This window comes from Enterobacter sp. RIT637 (genome assembly GCF_019718755.1).
GTDB lineage: Bacteria > Pseudomonadota > Gammaproteobacteria > Enterobacterales > Enterobacteriaceae > Enterobacter.
This window is the reverse complement of record NZ_JAIHAZ010000001.1, coordinates 142,029-161,436: the sequence shown is the minus strand read 5'-3', so window position 1 is coordinate 161,436 and position 19,408 is coordinate 142,029. Positions and strand designations below refer to the sequence as shown.

General features: G+C 55.9%; 17 protein-coding genes and 1 tRNA gene. 15 read left to right on the top strand and 3 right to left on the bottom strand.

The features are described from left to right. The first annotated feature begins 112 nt into the window (after positions 1-112). The 5 genes from hpxO (at position 113) to K5E19_RS00655 (ending at position 4,805) form a co-directional block, all read left to right on the top strand. Positions 113-1,267: an FAD-dependent urate hydroxylase HpxO gene (gene hpxO / locus K5E19_RS00675; protein ID WP_221549599.1), complete on the top strand. Its 1,155-nt coding sequence runs from the start codon at positions 113-115 to the stop codon at positions 1,265-1,267. A 17-nt stretch (positions 1,268-1,284) separates the two neighbouring features. Next, complete coding sequence (gene hpxD / locus K5E19_RS00670) at positions 1,285-2,319, top strand: molybdenum cofactor-independent xanthine hydroxylase subunit HpxD (RefSeq protein WP_221549598.1); 1,035 nt, start codon at positions 1,285-1,287, stop codon at positions 2,317-2,319. An 11-nt stretch (positions 2,320-2,330) separates the two neighbouring features. Next, entirely contained in the window at positions 2,331-3,266 is a 936-nt protein-coding gene (locus tag K5E19_RS00665) for a PDR/VanB family oxidoreductase (RefSeq protein ID WP_260411560.1), read from the top strand. Positions 3,267-3,408: 142 nt separating this feature from the next. Next, positions 3,409-4,260 (top strand): hypothetical protein, encoded by an 852-nt coding sequence (locus K5E19_RS00660; protein WP_221549596.1) that lies wholly within the window; start codon positions 3,409-3,411, stop codon positions 4,258-4,260. A 17-nt stretch (positions 4,261-4,277) separates the two neighbouring features. Next, positions 4,278-4,805, top strand: coding sequence for a LuxR C-terminal-related transcriptional regulator (locus K5E19_RS00655; RefSeq protein ID WP_221549595.1), 528 nt, complete (start codon positions 4,278-4,280; stop codon positions 4,803-4,805). Between the two features lie 35 nt (positions 4,806-4,840). Here K5E19_RS00655 and K5E19_RS00650 read toward each other — a convergent pair whose 3' ends face one another. Further along, complete coding sequence (locus K5E19_RS00650; RefSeq protein ID WP_221549594.1) at positions 4,841-6,028, bottom strand: OmpP1/FadL family transporter; 1,188 nt, start codon at positions 6,026-6,028, stop codon at positions 4,841-4,843. Positions 6,029-6,133: 105 nt separating this feature from the next. Beyond that, complete coding sequence (locus K5E19_RS00645) at positions 6,134-7,747, bottom strand: mechanosensitive ion channel domain-containing protein (protein WP_221549593.1); 1,614 nt, start codon at positions 7,745-7,747, stop codon at positions 6,134-6,136. Between the two features lie 479 nt (positions 7,748-8,226). Between K5E19_RS00645 and K5E19_RS00640 the strand changes: the two genes are divergently transcribed. The 9 genes from K5E19_RS00640 to K5E19_RS00600 all read left to right on the top strand — a co-directional run bounded on the left by K5E19_RS00640 (position 8,227) and on the right by K5E19_RS00600 (position 18,038). Continuing rightward, entirely contained in the window at positions 8,227-9,819 is a 1,593-nt protein-coding gene (locus K5E19_RS00640; RefSeq protein WP_221549592.1) for an arylsulfatase, read from the top strand. A 93-nt stretch (positions 9,820-9,912) separates the two neighbouring features. After that, entirely contained in the window at positions 9,913-11,208 is a 1,296-nt protein-coding gene (locus K5E19_RS00635; protein ID WP_221549591.1) for an anaerobic sulfatase maturase, read from the top strand. Continuing rightward, complete coding sequence (locus K5E19_RS00630; protein WP_221549590.1) at positions 11,205-12,203, top strand: MoxR family ATPase; 999 nt, start codon at positions 11,205-11,207, stop codon at positions 12,201-12,203. Before K5E19_RS00635 ends, K5E19_RS00630 begins: the two co-directional genes overlap by 4 nt. After that, positions 12,203-13,108: a DUF58 domain-containing protein gene (locus K5E19_RS00625; protein WP_221549589.1), complete on the top strand. Its 906-nt coding sequence runs from the start codon at positions 12,203-12,205 to the stop codon at positions 13,106-13,108. The genes K5E19_RS00630 and K5E19_RS00625 overlap by 1 nt, the downstream gene beginning before the upstream one ends. After that, a complete protein-coding gene (locus tag K5E19_RS00620) occupies positions 13,109-13,549 on the top strand; it encodes a DUF4381 domain-containing protein (RefSeq protein WP_221549588.1) in 441 nt (146 codons plus the stop codon). It begins immediately after the preceding gene. Continuing rightward, positions 13,542-14,519, top strand: coding sequence for a VWA domain-containing protein (locus K5E19_RS00615; RefSeq protein ID WP_221549587.1), 978 nt, complete (start codon positions 13,542-13,544; stop codon positions 14,517-14,519). Before K5E19_RS00620 ends, K5E19_RS00615 begins: the two co-directional genes overlap by 8 nt. Next, positions 14,516-16,030 carry a tetratricopeptide repeat protein gene (locus tag K5E19_RS00610; protein ID WP_221549586.1) on the top strand — a complete coding sequence of 505 codons (1,515 nt, stop codon included), beginning with the start codon at positions 14,516-14,518 and terminating at the stop codon, positions 16,028-16,030. Before K5E19_RS00615 ends, K5E19_RS00610 begins: the two co-directional genes overlap by 4 nt. Then, positions 16,027-17,040 (top strand): oxygen tolerance domain protein, encoded by a 1,014-nt coding sequence (locus K5E19_RS00605; protein ID WP_221549585.1) that lies wholly within the window; start codon positions 16,027-16,029, stop codon positions 17,038-17,040. Before K5E19_RS00610 ends, K5E19_RS00605 begins: the two co-directional genes overlap by 4 nt. Beyond that, positions 17,037-18,038 carry an HAD family phosphatase gene (locus tag K5E19_RS00600; protein ID WP_221549584.1) on the top strand — a complete coding sequence of 334 codons (1,002 nt, stop codon included), beginning with the start codon at positions 17,037-17,039 and terminating at the stop codon, positions 18,036-18,038. The genes K5E19_RS00605 and K5E19_RS00600 overlap by 4 nt, the downstream gene beginning before the upstream one ends. Positions 18,039-18,104: 66 nt before the next feature. Here the strand turns inward: K5E19_RS00600 and K5E19_RS00595 are convergent. Continuing rightward, positions 18,105-18,192 (bottom strand) — tRNA-Ser (locus K5E19_RS00595). A 297-nt stretch (positions 18,193-18,489) separates the two neighbouring features. On the opposite strand from K5E19_RS00595, the gene K5E19_RS00590 reads away from it, so the two are divergent. After that, a complete protein-coding gene (locus K5E19_RS00590; protein WP_221549583.1) occupies positions 18,490-19,326 on the top strand; it encodes an alpha/beta fold hydrolase in 837 nt (278 codons plus the stop codon). The last annotated feature ends 82 nt before the right edge of the window (positions 19,327-19,408 follow it).

Genomic DNA, 19,408 nt, shown 5'->3' with positions numbered 1-19,408 from the left:
CGTTTGTGCACCTTAGCAGTGCAGACTAACCTCCCACAACGCCGTTTTCGCCACTCTGCAGCCTGGTACGCAAATTGCTGAATGTGTTTACACCCTGCAAAAGGAGAGAAGCATGAAAGCAATCGTTATTGGCGCGGGAATTGGCGGCCTGAGCGCCGCCGTCGCGCTGAAGAAAGCGGGCATTGACTGTACCGTATTTGAAGCCGTAAAGGAGATCAGGCCCGTCGGGGCGGCCATCTCCATCTGGCCTAACGGCGTGAAATGCATGCAGCACCTCGGCATGGGCGACATCATCGAGACCTACGGCGGGCCGATGCGTTTTATGGCCTACAAGGATTACCGGCGCGGCGAGACCCTGACCCGCTTTAGCCTGGCCCCGCTGGTTGAGCGTACCGGCGGACGTCCCAGCCCTGTCTCGCGGGCTGAACTCCAGCGCGAAATGCTGGACTTCTGGGGCCGCGACAGGGTGCAGTTCGGCAAGCGTGTGGAACACGTTCATGAAGACGACGCGGGCGTGAGCGTGACCTTTACCGACGGCACCACGGCATCCGGTGATTTTCTGATTGCCGCCGACGGCAGCCACTCGGCGGTTCGCCCGTATGTGCTGGGCTATACCCCGGAGCGCCGGTACGCCGGGTACGTGAACTGGAACGGGCTGGTGAAGATTGACGAAGAGATTGCCCCGGCGCACCAGTGGACCACCTTCGTTGGCGAAGGCAAACGCGTGTCGCTGATGCCCGTCTCCGGCGGTCGTTTCTACTTCTTTTTTGACGTGCCGCTGCCCGCAGGCCTTGCGGAGGATCGCACCACCCTGCGCGCCGATCTCACGGGCTACTTCCGCGGCTGGGCGCCGCCGGTGCAGAAGCTTATCTCGGCGCTGGATCCTGAAACCACCAACCGCATTGAAATCCACGACATTGAGCCGTTCGACAGCCTGGTGCGCGGCAACGTCGCGCTGCTCGGCGATGCCGCGCACAGCACCACGCCGGATATCGGCCAGGGCGGCTGTGCGGCGATGGAAGATGCCGTCGTGCTGGGAGAGTGCCTGCGTGAAAACCACAGCATTACGCTGGCGCTGCGGCAGTACGAAGCGCTGCGCTGCGACCGGGTGCGCGACCTGGTGCTCAAGGCGCGTAAACGCTGCGACGTCACCCACGGGAAAGACATGGCATTGACCCAGGCCTGGTACCAGGAGCTCAAAGAGGAGACCGGCGAGCGCATCATCAACGGTCTGTGCGAGACCATTCAGGGCGGCCCGTTAGGCTGAACGCAAGAGGGACAACGATGAAAAGAGAACCGACTCCACCCGCCCACTGCACGTTTGAGCCAGAGGACTGGCTGCGCCTGGCGAAATGCTGGCACCCGGTCGCCCGCGCCTGCGACGTCGGCCCGGCGCCGGTCAAAGCGACCCTGCTGGATGAACAGCTGGTGATTTACCGGATCCACGATCAGGTCGTGGTCGCCCGTGACGTCTGCCCGCACCGCGGCGTGCCGCTGACGCTCGGCTATCACGACGAGTACGGGATTATCTGTCCTTACCACGGCTTACGCTTTGGAGAAGACGGGCGCTGCAACCGTATTCCGTCCAGCCCCGACCAGCCCGTTCCGGCGAAGCTGAACCTGATTAACTACGCCGTGGAGGAGCGCTTCGGCCTGATCTGGACCTGCCTGGCGTTTGACCCGGAAAACCCCGCGCCGCTGCCGACCATGCCGCACTGGGATGACGACGGATTTCAGCAGATTAACTGCCCGGCGTTTGAGGTGAACGGCTTTGCCGGGCGTCAGGTGGAGGGGTTTCTGGACGTGGCACACTTTGCGTGGATCCACACCGATACCTTTGCCGATCCCAATAATCAGCTTGTGCCCGCCTATCAGCCGCAGGAGACCGAATTTGGCTTTGTTGCCGATTACTGGAGCTCCGTGAGCAACTATCCCGCCGGTTCACCCGTTCAGGTGCCAGAAGGGTTCCGGTGGCTGCGCCATTTTGAAATGCATCTGCCGTTTACCGCCACCCTGACGATTCATTTTCCGGGAGAGTCGAGACTGGTGATCATGAACGCTGCGTCGCCCGTGTCATCGCGCGTGACCCGCATGTTCGCCCCTATTGCGCGCAACCTTGACCTGCATATTCCGGTGGAAGAGGTGCATGCCTTTAACCTGCGCATCTTCGAAGAAGATCGCCTGATGGTGGAAACCCAGCGCCCGGAAAGCCTGCCGCTGGATCTGACGCTGGAAGCCCATATTCCCGCCGATAAAAGCTCCATTGCCTACCGTCGGGGACTGAAAAAAATGGGCTTTGGCGAATTTTTCCTGGTATGACGGAGGCCGATATGCTGAGCGTAATTGTTGACGGGCTATGGCGCGAGGGTGACAAAAGCCTCGCCGTCAGGCTGGTGTCTGAAGACGGTGAAGCGATGCCGCCGTGGCAGCCCGGCGCGCACATTGACGTCCACCTGCCCTGCGGCGTGGTGCGCCAGTATTCCCTCACCGGGGCATGTCAGGACGAGAGCTATCTTATCTGCGTGGGGCGGGAAACCGCCTCGCGCGGCGGGTCGCGCTACGTTCACGAGACGCTGCGTCCCGGGCAGAAACTGATGATTTCCGCCCCGCGCAATCTGTTCCCGCTTGGTCAGGCAGAGCGGGTTTTGCTGCTGGCGGCAGGGATTGGCATTACGCCGCTGTATGCGATGGCCCTGCAGCTGAAGTCGGCCGGAACGCCGTTTACGCTGCACTATTACGTCAGAAACCGCGAAAGCGCGGCGTTTGCACGCGAACTCTCGCAGAGTGAGGAGTGCATCATTCATACCGCCAGCCCGCGCACAGCGCTGGCAGATCATCTCCCGGCGGCAGAGGCGGGGCTTCACGCCTGGATCTGCGGTCCGGCAGGGTTTATGGAAAAAGTGCGCGAGGTCGCCACGGCGAAGGGATGGGATGACGGCCATCTTCACAGCGAGGCGTTTCAACCCGTAGCCCCTCTTTCAACGGGTGAGGCGGGCGAGATCTTTACGGTCAAACTTGCCTCCACCGGTGAGCGCTGGCCGGTGCCTGCGGATAAAACCATCGCCCAGGTATTGCAGGCAAACGGCGTGGACGTGCCGCTGTCGTGCGAAATGGGGATCTGCGGCGCGTGCCTGACCCCGGTGATTGACGGCGTGGTGGATCACCGGGATAGCGTGCAGTCGGAGGCGGAAAAAGGCGCGGCTGACCAGCAGGTGGCGCTGTGTTGTTCGCGGAGCCATTCCGGCGAACTGGTGATTGCGCTGTAAAACGAAAAAACCCTGCGATATGGCTATCGCAGGGTTTTCAAATTTGGCGGAAGCGCACCCAGTCAGTCGCTAAAATGTAAACGTTTATTTTTACATTAATGAATCTTATTTTTTCAGCGGTTTCCGATCTAGACTCTTTTTCATGAATATGATCACTATCAGCAAAGTTAAACTTTCTCTGTGGCGTAAGTTTTTACCGTGGCTCGAACAAAATGGCGCCCAAAAAAACGATCCGCACGACTATTTCCTGGTTTATTTCAAAGACGCGGATAATACGCGCTATATCCTGAAAAAAGTCAATGATGACGACGTTGTGCTCTGCATGATGCATAAAAATGAAGATATCTGTAAGCGTGTGGAAGAAATCAGCGAGATGCAGACTGAAATCATTCACTATAAACGTCATTACTTCCAGGCCTATAAAGGTATTATTCCCTTTGTCATCGACCATTACTCAAAAGTTATCAGCTTAAAAACCGGACTGGCGCGCCTCAAAGGGAAATGCATCTCTGAACTTAAATCAGATTCAGAAACCATCAGTCGGGATCGTTATAACCTGCTCCGGTTGCTGGTGACGGATTACGTCAATCAAAGACCGTCGCGGATCTCGTCCGGTTTCACCCAGCGGGAAGTGATTGCGATGCTTTACGGAACGCTGTGGTACAAACACATTAAAAATGAATCTTTCAGCAGAAAAATCACGTTATTACTTGAGTCGCTGGTGATAACCGGCGATCTGACTGAAGAGGGTAAAGTGTACTACGTGCAAGGCCAGGCGATCACCTCCATGGTCGAGTATGAAAAAGAAGACCAGCGCATACTCAATCAGCAAAAAATGCAGAAACATATTACGCGTTTTTTGTTCGTTATAACCTTGTCTACGCTGTTGATGGTGTTAGTCCTGCTCTCAATGGCGGGTATCGTCGACCTCACCTCTCTCTGGCACAAAATCCTTGAGATTAAGCCACTGAGATTTTTGATGAATTTTATCTGATACCCCGAATAGCCATTATGAACTTTGTATTTATCAGCGATAATTATTATCTTTGCACCGGTGTCTCCGGCGCTCAGGCTTCGACCCGATTAATTCGCAATGAGGAGGATATTCACACGCTTTATCAGGTCGACCCTGAACTGAATTTCATCATTGCGATTGAACAGGATACGTTACGGAATAAAACCATCAGGCAAGTTAAAAAATTAAAACAAGACTACATTGTGTTAATGCATGAGATTGAAGCGAACAGCGCAGTCAGGATAGACAATATTATCTATTCGTCTATGTATTTTAGCGCTCATCCATTTCATCAGCTGATGCGCTTCTACCGGGCACTCAGAACGCACTCGTTTACGCGTCGCGAGTACGACGTGCTGAACCTGTTCCACATGGAAAATCACCAGATAGCCAAAAAGCTGCAATTATCACAAAAAACCACCAGCACCTACCGGGTGAGGATCCAGGAGAAATTAAACATGCGTTCAAAAAACATTCTGGCCTTGACCCGAATGAAATCGGCAATCATCGACCAGAAGATGTAAGGCCCGGATAACGCTTTCTCTTGCCTCTCCCTCACTCAGAACTGGTAACTGTAATTCACGCTGGCAAACCACAGATAAGGATCGTCATACCGCCCTTTGAAAAGAGCAGGCGACTGGACGCGTGACGATTGCATATGCAGGTATGAGACGGCGACCCCAATGTTGCTTTGCGGTGTCACCTGATACTGGGCACCGGTGGCAAAACGCCACTCGTCCCCCGTCGGTAAGGTGAGCGCAACGTCACTCTGTGAATCATAGATGGTGCTGTCGTAGGCCACACCGGCGTTTACACGCCACAGCTCAGTGGGGCGATATTGCACCCCCAGCGCGGTATGCCACGTATCTTTCAGGCGACTCTCGTTGTTAACCTCCTGACCCGCGACCACAATTTGCGGTGCGCCAAACTGGCTCCAGTCCTGCCAGCCGAGATCGCCCATCACCGACCACTGTTTACTGATGTCATGTACCAGGCTTACCATAATTTGCTGCGGAGCGCGCACCTGAGCCGATATCGGCAGGTCATATTCCACATTCGGTAAATTCGGGAAGCGTGCTTTTGCATCAATATTAAAGTCATACTCGGTCTTACTGTTCCAGGTGATGCCCGCCCGGGTTTGATCGGTTAATTCCATCAGCAAGCCCAGCCGGTAACTCATGGCCCAGTCATGGTCTTTTTCCGTTTTATCATCGCCCTCCACGCTGCGGGTGAGTGAAAGAAAACCATAGTTAACGTTCACAGAGCCACCGACAGAGACTCTCTCATTGAGTTTCCAGGCCAGTGACGGGCTCATCGTCAGGGCAACCATGGTGCTTTTTTTGATAAGGCGCTCGCCAGCCCAGCTACCGTAATCCGTCCCCAGACCATAGTTTCCATACATACCGATTCCCGCGAAGAGATCGTCATTCAGCTTCTGGGTGTAAAACGCACTGGCATTCGGGAAAAGGCGCATGATATCGCCCGGACTCTTGCGGCCCGTATCGTTATCCAGCGAATAGGAGATATCTCCGTCCATCGCCTGTAGCCCACCGGTAAACATAGCGTCCGGCAAGCGGGTCATTCCTGCCGGGTTAGTGACGATAGTCGAGGCATCCTGCGCGCGTGCCGCCTGCCCCGCACCGGCCAGAGCCGCGTCTTCCGTGGCAATTTCATAAAAATAGAGACCACTCGCGTGCGTGGCTTGCGTAAATAACAGGCCCAGAAATATCACTGCGTTTTTTTTCATTTGCCACCTGCTCGTTGTCATCATGTGTAAAAGGGTCATGACCGAACACAGCCCGAAACCCACGTTGAAATAGACCGCCTGTTCACGATCGCTGAAGACAGGGCATTATTTTTCTCCCTGCGGAGGGGCCGCAGGTGCCGGGTACCAGTTTTCTTTGGCGACCATCACGCTGACCTCCGGCTGCATCACAAAGTTCGGCGACATAATCTGCACGTTGAATTCGTTGAAGACGTCCTGAATATGGCTGTGCAGCTCGTTACGGGCAACAGCAAGAGACTGACCCGGCTGCAGCCGTACCTGCAGTTCATACGCGATGTACCAGTCCATTAACCCTAGCTGGCGCACCAGCGGCGGCTCGGAGAGATCAATCCCTTTTGCCCGCTTGGCGGCCAGCTCCAGCATGGCGTGCACCTGACGCCACGGGGTGTCGTAACCGATGGTCACGCCCACCGTAAGGTTAACGCTGCCATCCGACTGCTGCGCGCTAAGATTGGTGATCTTACCGCTCACCATCACCGCATTAGGCACGGTGACCACATAGTTCTCACGCGTGATGATTTTGGTGGCGAGCATGCCGATTTCACTGACCTTTCCCTCATTTTCGGACACGCGAATAACATCGCCTTTGCGCAGGGCGCGGGAGTAAATCAGCACCAGACCGCTCATCGCATGGTTCATCACCCCCGCCGACCCCAGCGTGAGCATCAGGCCAAAGAAGACGCTGATGCCTTTAAAGGCCAGCGAATTTGCACCGGGTAAAAACGGGTACGCGGCTGAGAGCGCAAAGAGCCAGACGGCAACGGAAATTAATTTACGGGTCGCGCCCACCGTTTCCGGGTGAATGCCGGGGAGCTGCAACCGCCCCGCTTCTACCTGGTTGAGTACCATTTTGAGAAGCTTAAGAATGAACGCAGTAATCAGGAAAATGATCAAAACAATCATCAGGCCCGGTAAGGCTGAAACGATAGATAAAGCAATTTGCCGCACGACGCGAATCGACCAGTCTCCCAGCGACGTACCCCACACGCGCGTCCAGGGAAACAGGCTGAATACCCAACTGAGCCAGACGTAAAAGGCGATAAGCCCCAGCACGATCATTAACAGGGCATACAGTTTGATTTCAATGGCACCGATGTACCGCCTCCAGCTGTGGGGTATCCAGCTGCGATTTTCCATAATACGGCGCCTGAAAATGCGACGGAATCCGCGCCAGGAACGCCATGCCCCGTAGTAGAGCAGCCCCAGAACCAGCAGGCCTGCGGCTGTTTTTATCACCGAAAGCGCCAGCCAGGCCGGATTGAATTGATCCCTCAACGCCGTGCGTTGGGCTTCCAGCCGCGTTAATACACGCTCAGCAGCCTGATCGAGCGTGAGATCGTCCCCTTCATCGAGATCGGCCTCAGTGAGAAGCATCACCGGCTTACTGTTCATCACAATCAGCCGTCCCTGTTGGTTGTAGCGGGTCACAGGGATAATCTTGAGAGGTTCGCGTACGTCAGCCTGGGTGAAATTGCGTAAGGTATTGCGAATGCGCAATACACGCTCTTCCGGCGTGGTCAGGCCAAACGTCGCCTGCAGCATGACAACAGGTTGATGGAAAACGTAGACCGTACGGGCACGCTCCTGCTCGGTGGGCTCCTGTCGCGGTTCTGCGGCAGAGGTATAAAACGTCATTGAGGCGAAAAGACATGTCAACGCTGCGAGCAGGATCCTGTTCATCACCACTACCCCAAAGGCTAAATTCTTATTATTTTTCAGGCAACCAGCGAAAGGCGGGTCCCTGATTCAGCATAGACCAGCCTTTTGCTTCTGCAACGCGTGCCTGAAGGGTATTTTCCACTGCGATGGCCCAAGTGAGTCGGAAAGAATATTTTTTAAACCTTGCACATGCATATCGATGGATAATTCATGCGCGGTATTATTCGATAATTACGCTTTATCATCCCTACCCTTTATATTTTTACGCTTTACGACCCCTGAAAATTTATTATTAAACGCCTTTCCGTTGGCTCATTACGCCCTCGACTATTACTCTTTATTAACGAATAAAAGACAAAATATATTCTACATCTCTCAAATAATGTGAATGTTTTCATGCCGGGAAAAACGCTGAAGCACCTAATTTTCTTCAGAAAAACTGGAAATACTTTTTCCCTGGCTATAATCAATTTGCCATCCTAACGATCGGAGCTTTCCTCATGCAAAAAAGAGTGCCTTTTAAAAGGACAATGCTTGCCAGCGTGCTGACCCTTGCAGCTGGTGCCGCATCCAGCGTGTACGCTGCCCCGGCGACCACAACCGCGCCGGAAAATGCCCCTAAGCAAGATGCATCAAAACCCAATATCGTTGTCATTTTTGGTGATGACATCGGCTACTGGAACCTGAGTACTTATAATCAGGGCACCATGGGTTACCGGACACCTAATATTGATAGCATCGCGGCTGAAGGGGCAAAATTCACGTCTTACTATGCAGAGCAGAGCTCCACTGCAGGCCGCTCCGCCTTTATTACGGGGCAAATGCCATTCCGTACCGGGATGAGTAAAGTGGGTATGCCGGGTGCACCGCAGGGTCTGCAAAAAGAAGATATTACGATTGCCAGTGCCCTTAAGCAGCTGGGCTATGCGACCGGACAGTTCGGTAAAAACCACCTCGGCGACCGCGATGAATTCCTGCCAACTGCACACGGTTTCGATGAGTTTCTCGGTAACCTCTACCACCTGAACGCCGAAGAGGAACCGGAGAACTCGGACTATCCGAAAGACCCTGCCTTCCGTAAAGAGTTCGGCCCACGCGGCGTTATTAAGAGTACCGCAGACGGCAAAATTGAGGATACCGGTCCACTGACCGTGAAGCGTATGGGTACCATCGACGAAGAGACGCTGGCGGCCAACAACGACTTTATGGAACGTCAGACAAAAGCAGGTAAACCGTTCTTTACCTGGTTCAACACTACCCGTATGCACAACAAAACCCACCTGAAAGACGGCAGCATTGGTGCTACGGGCCTGGGAACGTACGCTGACGGCATGGTTGAACACGATAAAATGATTGGCGAAGTGCTGAAGAAGATTAAAGATCTCGGCATTGAAGACAACACCATTCTTATCTATACCACCGACAATGGCCCGATGACTGCCACCTGGCCAGATGCCGGTATCACGCCGTTCCGAGGTGAGAAAAATACCGGCTGGGAAGGCGGCTTCCGCGTTCCGGCCATGATTCGCTGGCCGGGTCATATCAAGCCAGGCACCATTGTTGACGGCATTTTTGCCAGCTACGACTGGTTCCCAACGCTGGTTGCTGCAGCGGGTGATGCCAATATCAAAGACGAGCTGTTGAAAGGCTATAAAACCACGCAGATGACCTACAAGGTCCATCTCGATGGGTATAACCAGCTCGACTACCTGCAGGGCAAGGGCGACAACAAACGTCACGAATTCTTCTACTGGAGTGATGATGGCGATCTGCTGGCCATGCGCTATGACCGCTGGAAAGCGCACTTTATGATTCAGGAACACACTGGTCTGGATCTGTGGAGATATCCATTCACCAAGCTGCGCGCGCCGATGATCTTCGACCTGGATGTCGATCCGCTTGAGAAAGGCAGCGACGGTATGGGCTACAACTCCTGGTTCTACGACCGCATGTTCCTGATGGGCGGTGCGCAGAAGTACGCGAAAGAGATGCTGGCGACCTTCAAAGAATTCCCGCCACGTCAAAAACCAGGCTCGTTCACCATTTCCGATGCTTCAGCCATGCTGGATCAAGGGTCAGCCATTAATAAATAAATGGGCTAACTGGCAGACTGCTCCGGCAGTCTGCCCGATCTAACAAGAACGAATCAGTACACAGAGTTTGTCATTACTTCTCAGGGGCATGCTATGAAGTACAGCACCACACTACCCGTAAAAGCGTTACCCTCTGCCGAGAAATATGACGGCAAAGGCCCTGAATATAAGCGCCGTTTTCATGTGATGGCCAAACCAACCGGCTCGACCTGTAACCTCGACTGTTCCTACTGTTTTTATCTGCACAAAGAAGAGTTGCTGCATCAGGATCGCCATACCGGCATGAGTGATGAGGTGCTGGAAAACTTCATTCGCCAGTACATTGACGGTCAGGACGGCGATCAGGTGGTCTTCTCCTGGCAAGGTGGTGAGCCCACCCTGATGGGGCTGGAGTTCTTCCAGAAGGTGGTTAAGTTTCAGAAGCAGTACCAGAAGCCCGGTCAGCGCGTCGAAAACGACTTACAAACAAATGGCGTCCTGCTGAACGATAAATGGGCTGAATTCCTCAAAGAACATCGTTTTCTGGTGGGTCTGTCTATCGACGGTCCACGGGAATTGCATGACCGCTATCGCGTCACGCGTAGCGGCAAACCGACATTCGATAAAGTCATGGCGGGTGTAGACGCCCTGAAGCGCCATGGCGTGCCTTTTAATGCCCTCGTCACCGTGAACCGCACCAACGCCCGCTTCCCGCTGGACGTTTATCGCTTTGTCACCCGCGAACTGGGTGCAACCTACGTGCAGTTCAACCCGTGCGTGGAACCGGTGGACTTTAAACAAACCGCCCCGCAGTTCTGGCACGACGACGCCATTCCGGTAACGGGTAGCCGACGCGCCCATCCCGGCGATCTGGACTCCATTGTGACCGACTGGTCAGTGGACCCGGATGACTGGGGCCGCTTCTTGATAGCGGTATTTGAGGAGTGGATAAATAACGATTTAGGCCGCGTGCAGGTCAACCTGTTCGAAACGGCAGTCGCTCAAACGTTGGGGATGCCCGCACAGATTTGTACGCACTCAGAGTTCTGCGGTAAAGGGCTGGCGATCGAAAAGAACGGCGATATTTTCTCGTGCGACCATTACGTTTACCCGGAATACCAGATTGGCAACATTGAAAATACCAAACTGGCACACCTGGCCTTTTCAGAGCGCCAGCAGGCCTTTGGTATGGGCAAACGCGACACGCTGCCGAAATATTGCAAAGCCTGCCCTTATCTGAATATGTGCTGGGGTGAATGCCCGAAAAACCGCATCGTTCGCGCCCCTGACGGTGAGCCGGGCCTCAACTATCTCTGCCCGGGCATCAAAGCCTTCTTTAATTACGCCGAGCCGATCCTGGTCGGGCTCGCTACCCTGGTGAAACGTGATTTTTCAGGACTCAAACGATGATCGCTCGTGAAAAGTTATTGCAGCTTGAACAACGGATGAACGAACAGGTTATTGGGCAGGAAGGGCTGGTGCGGATGCTGATTATCGCCCTGCTCTGCGACGGCCATGTTTTGCTGGAAGGTTTGCCTGGCCTTGCCAAAACGCGTGCGGTGCGCGAGCTTGCGCGGCACGTTAGCGGTGATTACCGACGCATCCAGTTCACCCCCGACCTGCTGCCGTCGGACATTACCGGCAGTGAGATCTACCAGCAAAACGCGACCCGGGAAGAAGATCAGTTCCGTTTTCGTCCGGGCCCGGTGTTCGGCAATATCATTCTCGCCGATGAGATCAACCGCGCCTCCGCGCGCGTGCAATCTGCCCTGCTGGAGGCGATGGAAGAGCGCCACGTCACGGTCGCCGGTAAAACCTGGCCTCTGCCCGGCGTGTTTATGGTGCTTGCCACGCAAAACCCGGTCGACCAGGAGGGAACCTGGCCGCTGCCAGAAGCGCAGCTGGACCGATTTTTGATGAAGGTGCTGGTGGACTATCCCTCCAAAGAGAACGAACGGAAAGTGATGCAGCTGGTGCGCGCCGAGCAGCAGCAAAAGTACCAGCAGTTGACGGACACCGCCGATGCCCCCGCAGCGGAAACGCTCACGCTAAGCCAGCATGAAATTGCCGAGTGCTGGCAGGCTATCTCTGCGATTCACGTTGCGCCAACCGTCGAAAATTACATCGTTAATATCGTGGATTTGAGCCGTCATCCGCAGCGCGTAAGCGATACCCTCGCTGGGTATCTCTCCTTCGGTATCAGTCCACGCGGCACCCTGGCGCTGGAGCGCTGTGGGCGTGCGCAGGCCTGGCTGGAAGGACGTGACGCGGTACTGCCCGACGATATTAAAATGATTGCGCCCGCCGTCTTGCGCCATCGGCTGATGCTGAGCTATCAGGCAAGCGCGGATAATTGCACGCCGGATGATGCCGTTCGGATGCTGCTTGATGCCGTGGTGGCGTAATGACCAGCGCCGTTCGTGTCAGTCGCGAAACCTTACTCAAGCTTGCAGCGCAAGCGCGCGCGATTGCTAACCCCCCTGGACAAATACCGCCCGGCGCGCTGGCGGGTGAACGCATCTCACGCCAACAGGGTCGGGGACTCAATTTCGACAGTTTGCGTCGCTACCAGCCCGGGGACGATGTTCGCCTGATTGACTGGCAGGCCACGGCACGTATGCGCACGCCCTGGATCCGTCTGTACAACGAAGAGAAAGAGCGTCCGGTATTTTTACTGGTCGATCAGCGTCAGGACATGTTTTTTGCAACACGCGGTCAGACCAAATCCGTCGCGGCAGCCAACATTGCCGCACTGCTCGGCTGGCGAAGCTGGCACGACGGCGACCGGCTGGGCAGCGCTGTATTTGGCGACCACGATTATGCGCTGCGTAAATGCCGGCCCCCTACCGGGAACTTGCCGCTGCTGCTGGACGATCTCGTTCAATACAACCACGCCGTCGCGGATAACTATCCCCACGAATCGCCTTCAGCGATGTCGCTTTCTGCCATTTTACGTCATGCGATTGGGCTGATCCCAGCCGGCGGTTGGGTGGCGGTCATCAGCGATTTCCACGATCTCGATCGCGAGTGCGATGCGCTGCTTGCCGCCTTGCGCCGTCGCGGGGAGGTGAGCGCCTTCGTCATACTGGACGACCTCCACCTGCGGATGCCCGCTCACGGGCAGCTTGCTGCGCGGTATGAAAAGCACGAGACCGCGTTTTCGCTCTCTCCCGCCCTTCAGGACGGTATTCGCCAGAGCGTCACGGCACGCTTAGCGGCACAGGCATCACGCCTGACGCGGCTCGGCGTGCGCGTGAATCAAATTGTGGTGGCTGAAGATTTGCTCAGACAGTTACAGAAAGGGGTCTGAATGCTCGAGAAAGGCTTTACGGTACCGACGCTGGCAGAGCCGTCGCTCCCCGGCGCACCGTCATGGTTCCCCCTGCCGCCGGGATGGTGGATTCTGGGTGGGATCCTGCTGGCTGCGCTGCTCGCTATAGGCCTTTTCCGCGCGGCGAAATGGCGACGCAATCGCTGGCGACGCGAGGCGCTTGCCGCGATTGCGCAGCCGCAGTCCGTGGACAGCTGGTTGCTGCTGATGAAGCGCATTTTACTGGTTCATCAGCCCCGCGAGGTGATTGCCGCGCAGACCGATCCGGCGCGTTGGCTAGCCCAGATCCCGCTTGATAACGCGCTTCGTGAGGAGCTGGTTCAGCGTTACTGCCACCCGAACAATCAATTATCTGACGTGCGGACCACGGCGTTACGCGCGCAACTGCACACCTGGCTGGAAGGGTTGCCTGATGTCTGACATCCTCTCAAACCTTGAATTTGCCTGGCCCTGGGCATGGCTGCTCATGGTCGTCCCCCTCCTGGGGCGTTTTTTGCCGGACAGCCATCGCGCCGTGCGGGAATACGTTCGCGTGCCTTTTCTGCCAGGCCTTATTGAGGAACTGAAGCTGGATACCCGGCCTGCACGCAGCGGAAAACTCCCGGCGCTGTTTTTCTGGGGAGTCTGGGCATTGATGGTATGCGCGCTTGCCAGGCCCGAATTCATTTCACCGCCGCAGCACATTGAGAAACCGATGCGCAATATTATGCTGGTTCTGGATGTGTCAGGCTCAATGGAAAAAAATGATGTCGAGGGTGCACTCACCCGCCTGCAGGCCGTTCAGACGTCGGTGAAGAAATTCGTGGCGTCACGTCAATCCGATCGTATCGGACTGGTGATTTTTGCCAACGGAGCCTGGCCTTTCGCGCCGGTGAGCGAAGATAAACAGGCGTTGCAGTCCAGAATAGACCAGCTCTCGCCCGGCATGGCGGGTCAACAAACGGCCATCGGTGATGCACTGGGGGTCACGGTGAAACTGCTGGACAGCGACAGCCATACCGACGCCAGCAGGCTGGCTATTCTGTTAACGGACGGAAACGATACTGCATCACAACTCTCCCCGCGTCTGGCCGCTCAGCTGGCCGCCAGCCACCATGTGCAGGTGCATACCATTGCCTTTGGCGATGTCAACAGCAGCGGTGATGACAAAGTGGATGTTGGGCTATTGCAGGAGATTGCCCGCGATACTGGCGGCACGTCATGGACGGCGGCAAACAGCGGCGCGTCTCTGGATGCCGTCTGGAAGAGTATTGATGCCACCACGCCCGTTCAGGTGAAGAGCATCGGCTGGTCGTGGCGAGTCCCCCTGTTTGCGTGGCCGCTGGCGGCAGCTTTACTGCTGCTACTGACCTTTACCTTGTTCCGCGTCGTCAGGGAGAAATGGGCATGAGCGATTTCCACTTTTTACATCCCTGGCGCCTGCTTTTACTGCTGCTCTGTCTGGGCTTATGGTGGCTCCCGGTGGCCGGGCGCAGCGCGTGGCACAGCATAATGGATAAGCCGCTGGCGAAAGCGCTGATTGTCGGTCGTCATCGAAAACTGACACAAATCCTGCCATGGCTGTTCGCCGTAGGTGTTTTTGCCCTGGCCGGTCCCTCCTGGCAGCGCCAGCTCCCCGCCGCGCTGACGCCGGAGAGCAATGTGATGGTGATTTTGCAGCAGGACACGGCGATGTACGCAAGCGACCTCGCCCCCAATCGCCACCAGCGAATGCAGAATAAAATCATGTCGCTGATGTCCGGTATGCCCGGCACCCGGTTCGGACTGGTGGTGTATAACACCAGTGCCTGGCTGACAACGCCCCTGACGGTAGATACGACATTCTATTCCCTGTTCTTGCACGCGCAGTCACCGTCGCTTTTGCCTGCGGGAGAAGGATCGGGGCTGCAGCCTGCCGTCGCCCTGGCCATGAAAAACATGCCTTCCGCACCCCGCAGCATCATTCTGGTTGCCGATAACCTGAGTGCCGAGGATGCCGCCTGGCTAGGGCGTCAAACGCTGCCGGTGCAGCTCTGGGTTCCGGGTACCGCACAGGGTGGCGCGTTGCCGGACAAATACGCCGCCAGCGGTAACGATACCCGACTGAATGTTTCCCGGTTTGAACAGGTGCGCGATGCAGGGCTTCCCGTCACGCTGGTCACGGCGGACGACAGCGATCTCGCCGTGATACAAAGCCATATTCAACAGTCCTTAACGGCGCAGAATCAATCCCGCAGCGATTTGCACTGGCGCAACGACGGCTGGATGTTAGTCATTCCAATGATGGCTATGCTCTTTTTCTGGCGTCGTCAGCTGTTTTGCTGGGTGCTGCTTGCCCCTCTCCTTTTCTGGCAACCGGCAGGTCATGCCGCCTGGCTTGATGCCTGGATAAGGCCGGATATTCAGGCCCAACAGGCCTTTTCCCGTGGCGAATACAACATCGCCGCACAACGCTTTCGTGACCCTCTCAGACAAGGGATCGCCTGGTATCGTGCCGGTGATTTTACCGCCGCAGCCGCCGCCTTCCGTCAGGCCGAGCAAACGCCGGAGGTTCTGCTGTGGACGGGGAACAGCTACGCTCAGCAAAAACAGTGGCAGCAGGCGCTCAACAGCTATGACCGCGCATTAAGCCTGCGCCCTGACTGGACGCTGGCGCAGGGCAATCGTGAGAAGATCGCCGCGATTATTATGCAGCTTCGGCAAAAGGAGCGAGACCGCCAGTCGGCCCAGGGGGATGAACAGGACTACAAGCCGGATGAGATCAAACACGATCTCAAACCCGACCAGGGCGTGGAGCAGAAAGATATCCAGCCCGTGGCAGGCGGTAATCCTCAGGTTAACCAATGGTATGAAAACCTCACCGTTTCCCCCACCGGTTTGCTGGAAAATCTCTACCGCACGCCATCAGGAGACGCACCATGAAGCTCATCTGGCTATTACTCATAGCGGTGCTTCCGTGCCAGGCCGCCATGACCGTGACGCGAGAGCTGGTCGCGCCTGAGCACGTGGTGCCTGGGCAACCGGTTCGCGTGGCCGTTACCTTCTGGACGGACAGCTGGTTTAATCCCCCGCCGGAATGGCCGGTATTTCCCGTGGAAAATGGCGCGTTGCTGACTACTCAACTGCCCAATCAGCTGCTCACTCGCCGGGAAGGCAGCACCAGCTGGAGCGGTGTCCGTATGGAGCGACAGATCTCCGCCTGGGACAATGGGGAACTGCGTTTACCGCCCATTGAGGTGACATTAACCGGTGCGGGACAGGCTCCGGTTACGGTCTCCCTGCCGGAGCTGAAAAAAACCGTATCCTGGCCACAGGATGTTCATCAGCCAGACCGTTTTCTTCCGGCATCGCAGCTGACGCTGACCCAGAAGATAAACCTGTATCGCAGCGGTAAAGGGGATGTTCTCCGCGCCGGGGATGTGATTGAACGCGTGGTGACGGTACAGGCGAAAGGTGTCCTCCCGGTTCAAATCCCGCCGCTGGTGTATGCCATTCCTGGCACGCATACGCAGCGCCTGACGCCGGTAAACAGTCAGTTACTCTCCGGGCGAGGCGAGTTTGAAGGGGGTCAACGGGTCGAAACGCTGCGTTATCTGCCGGTGGAGACGGGAACTGTAACGTTGCCCCCCATTAAGCTGCGCTGGTGGGATACCACGCATCAACAATGGCAAACCGCTGAGCTGCCCGGCAGTCACTATCACATCGAGGCCTCCGGCACAGCAGGCGCGGAAGCGGCCCTGAAAGGAGAGGCCGGAACGTCACGAGGGGTCATCCTGAGCAGCATTGCAGGTGCCGCGATCCTTGCAGCTTTGCTGTTTATTTTTCGTCGTGCCCTGCTCCGCGCCGTGCGCTATGTTTTCCGCCAGTGGCACCGTTTCTGGCACCCCATTTCGCTTCCGGGTCAGATCCCTGAAAACAGGAGTCATCAATGAAAAAAACATTACTTTCTGCTTTGCTATTCAGCCTTTGTGCAACGGCTCATGCCGATCCCCTCTCCGCATGGAATGATACGGCTGCTAAGCGCGCGATTGAGGAGTGGGTGACGAACGCCACCGATGCCGACCGCGCCACCTATATTCCGCCCGAAAAGCGGTATGTTGTTTTTGATAACGACGGAACGCTGTGGCCGGAAGCGCCCCTGACCTTTCAGATCCAGTTTGCGCTTGATGAGGTCAAACGGCTTGCGCCTGAATACCCGGAATGGAAAGACGATCCCCTCGTAAAAGCAGTGCTGAGTGACGATATCAAAACCATTGCCGCCGCAGGTGAAAAAGGGCTAATACAGCTTTTGACGTTAACCCATAGCAACATCACCACGGAAGAATTTGAACAGCGCGTAAGCAGCTGGCTGGATTCACATTCAGACAGGCGTTTCGGCTGTCGATACGATCGGATGGCGTATCAGCCGATGCGACAGCTGCTGGATTATCTGCGGGCCAATGGGTTTAAAACCTGGATTATTTCCGGTGGCGGGATCGATTTTATGCGCGTCCTTTCACAAAAAATGTACGGGATCCCACCGGAACAGGTGGTCGGCTCTTTCTCCCTGAGCGAATTTTCGCTCACCGATAACGGCACGACTCTGCGTAAAACGATGAAAGGGGCATTTAACGACGATGCGGCGAACAAGCCTGTCGCCATTCACCTTTTCATGGGACAACGGCCAGTAGGCGCTTTTGGTAACAGCGATGGCGATCTGGCGATGATGCAATATACCGCAGCCAATCCTGACTATAAGACCTTTGGGCTGCTGGTACACCACACGGATGCGGCGCGGGAATATGCCTATGACAGCCATCCTTCCGCCAGTGGCAAACTGATTGAGGGACTGGCGCAGGCAAAACAAAAAGGCTGGACCGTCGTGGATATGCAAAAAGACTGGAAAACCGTTTTCGACCCTGAGCTGTGCGCCGGTAAATCCGCGCCATAAAAAGCGCACAGGCTTCTTCATGCAAACAAAAAACCCTGCGATATTGCTATCGCAGGGTTTCGAATTTGGCGGAAGCGTAGAGATTCGAACTCTAGAACCCTTTCGGGTCGCCGGTTTTCAAGACCGGTGCCTTCAACCGCTCGGCCACGCTTCCAAAGTGAGGCGCACTATAAACACCTATTAGCGCCTTGTAAAGCAGGAATTTTTCGATTTCTACGCACCTGCGCAAAACTCATTCAGCCGAGGTGTAAAACGCAGGGCCTTCTCCCCTGCGGCCAGCGTGCGTGTGGCTGCCCTTAACGGGAATGAAACCTTCTCCTTTTATTATTTCTCCTACACTTTAAAGGTTCTACCGTTACGGTGAACGTGAAAAAGCCGGATCAATCAGGGCTATGAGGATTCGAGCCTTTTAGCCTGCGATCATTTTGCCTTTAACTGAGGAGTTTGCGGTATGGCATTCGTAACGACGAAAGACGGCGTCAACATTTTCTACAAAGACTGGGGTTCAAAAGAGGCGCAACCCATTGTTTTCCACCACGGCTGGCCTTTGAGTGCCGATGACTGGGATAACCAGATGCTCTTCTTCCTTGCGGAAGGCTATCGCGTTATCGCTATCGACCGTCGCGGTCATGGGCGTTCGGACCAGGTGAGTGAAGGCCACGATATGGATCATTATGCCTCCGATGCGTCGGCCGTGGTTGAAAGCCTTGACCTGCGCAACGCGGTGCACGTGGGCCACTCCACTGGCGGCGGCCAGGTCGCCCGCTATGTTGCGCAGTACGGACAACCGCAGGGTCGCGTCGCCAAAGCGGTACTCGTCAGCGCCGTCCCGCCGCTGATGGTTAAAACGGACGCGAACCCCGGCGGGACGCCCATCGAGGTTTTCGACGGCTTCCGCAAGGCGCTGGCGGCTAACCGCGCCCAGTTTTACCTCGACGTCGCCAGCGGGCCTTTCTACGGCTTTAATCGCGATGGGGCCGAGGTTTCACAGGGCACTATTCAGAACTGGTGGCGTCAGGGAATGATCGGAAGCGCAAAGGCTCACTATGAGGGAATTAAGGCGTTTTCAGAGACCGACCAGACGGAGGATTTAAAAGCCATCACGGTTCCCGTACTGGTGCTGCAGGGCGACGACGATCAGGTCGTGCCGTATAAAAATGCCTCTCTACTGCAGGATAAGCTGCTGGCGAACAGCGAACTGAAAATTTATCCGGGCTTCCCGCACGGGATGCATACCACCCATGCGGATACCATCAACGCGGACATTCTGGCGTTTATCCGCTCTTAGACGTCACCTTTCTTGCCGGGTGTCGCTGCGCTTACCCGGCCTGCATTTCTCACGATCCATCGTAGGCCAACGCCACCCAAGG

Coding starts and splice junctions, on each gene's coding strand:
- K5E19_RS00630 (WP_221549590.1), top strand. CDS start 11,205: ATGATCGCTCGTGAAAAGTTATTGCAGCTTGAACAACGGATGAACGAA.
- K5E19_RS00655 (WP_221549595.1), top strand. CDS start 4,278: ATGAACTTTGTATTTATCAGCGATAATTATTATCTTTGCACCGGTGTC.
- K5E19_RS00590 (WP_221549583.1), top strand. CDS start 18,490: ATGGCATTCGTAACGACGAAAGACGGCGTCAACATTTTCTACAAAGAC.
- K5E19_RS00615 (WP_221549587.1), top strand. CDS start 13,542: ATGTCTGACATCCTCTCAAACCTTGAATTTGCCTGGCCCTGGGCATGG.
- hpxD (WP_221549598.1), top strand. CDS start 1,285: ATGAAAAGAGAACCGACTCCACCCGCCCACTGCACGTTTGAGCCAGAG.
- K5E19_RS00625 (WP_221549589.1), top strand. CDS start 12,203: ATGACCAGCGCCGTTCGTGTCAGTCGCGAAACCTTACTCAAGCTTGCA.
- K5E19_RS00645 (WP_221549593.1), bottom strand. CDS start 7,747: ATGAACAGGATCCTGCTCGCAGCGTTGACATGTCTTTTCGCCTCAATG.
- K5E19_RS00650 (WP_221549594.1), bottom strand. CDS start 6,028: ATGAAAAAAAACGCAGTGATATTTCTGGGCCTGTTATTTACGCAAGCC.
- K5E19_RS00665 (WP_260411560.1), top strand. CDS start 2,331: ATGCTGAGCGTAATTGTTGACGGGCTATGGCGCGAGGGTGACAAAAGC.
- K5E19_RS00660 (WP_221549596.1), top strand. CDS start 3,409: ATGAATATGATCACTATCAGCAAAGTTAAACTTTCTCTGTGGCGTAAG.
- K5E19_RS00640 (WP_221549592.1), top strand. CDS start 8,227: ATGCAAAAAAGAGTGCCTTTTAAAAGGACAATGCTTGCCAGCGTGCTG.
- K5E19_RS00620 (WP_221549588.1), top strand. CDS start 13,109: ATGCTCGAGAAAGGCTTTACGGTACCGACGCTGGCAGAGCCGTCGCTC.
- K5E19_RS00610 (WP_221549586.1), top strand. CDS start 14,516: ATGAGCGATTTCCACTTTTTACATCCCTGGCGCCTGCTTTTACTGCTG.
- hpxO (WP_221549599.1), top strand. CDS start 113: ATGAAAGCAATCGTTATTGGCGCGGGAATTGGCGGCCTGAGCGCCGCC.
- K5E19_RS00605 (WP_221549585.1), top strand. CDS start 16,027: ATGAAGCTCATCTGGCTATTACTCATAGCGGTGCTTCCGTGCCAGGCC.
- K5E19_RS00600 (WP_221549584.1), top strand. CDS start 17,037: ATGAAAAAAACATTACTTTCTGCTTTGCTATTCAGCCTTTGTGCAACG.
- K5E19_RS00635 (WP_221549591.1), top strand. CDS start 9,913: ATGAAGTACAGCACCACACTACCCGTAAAAGCGTTACCCTCTGCCGAG.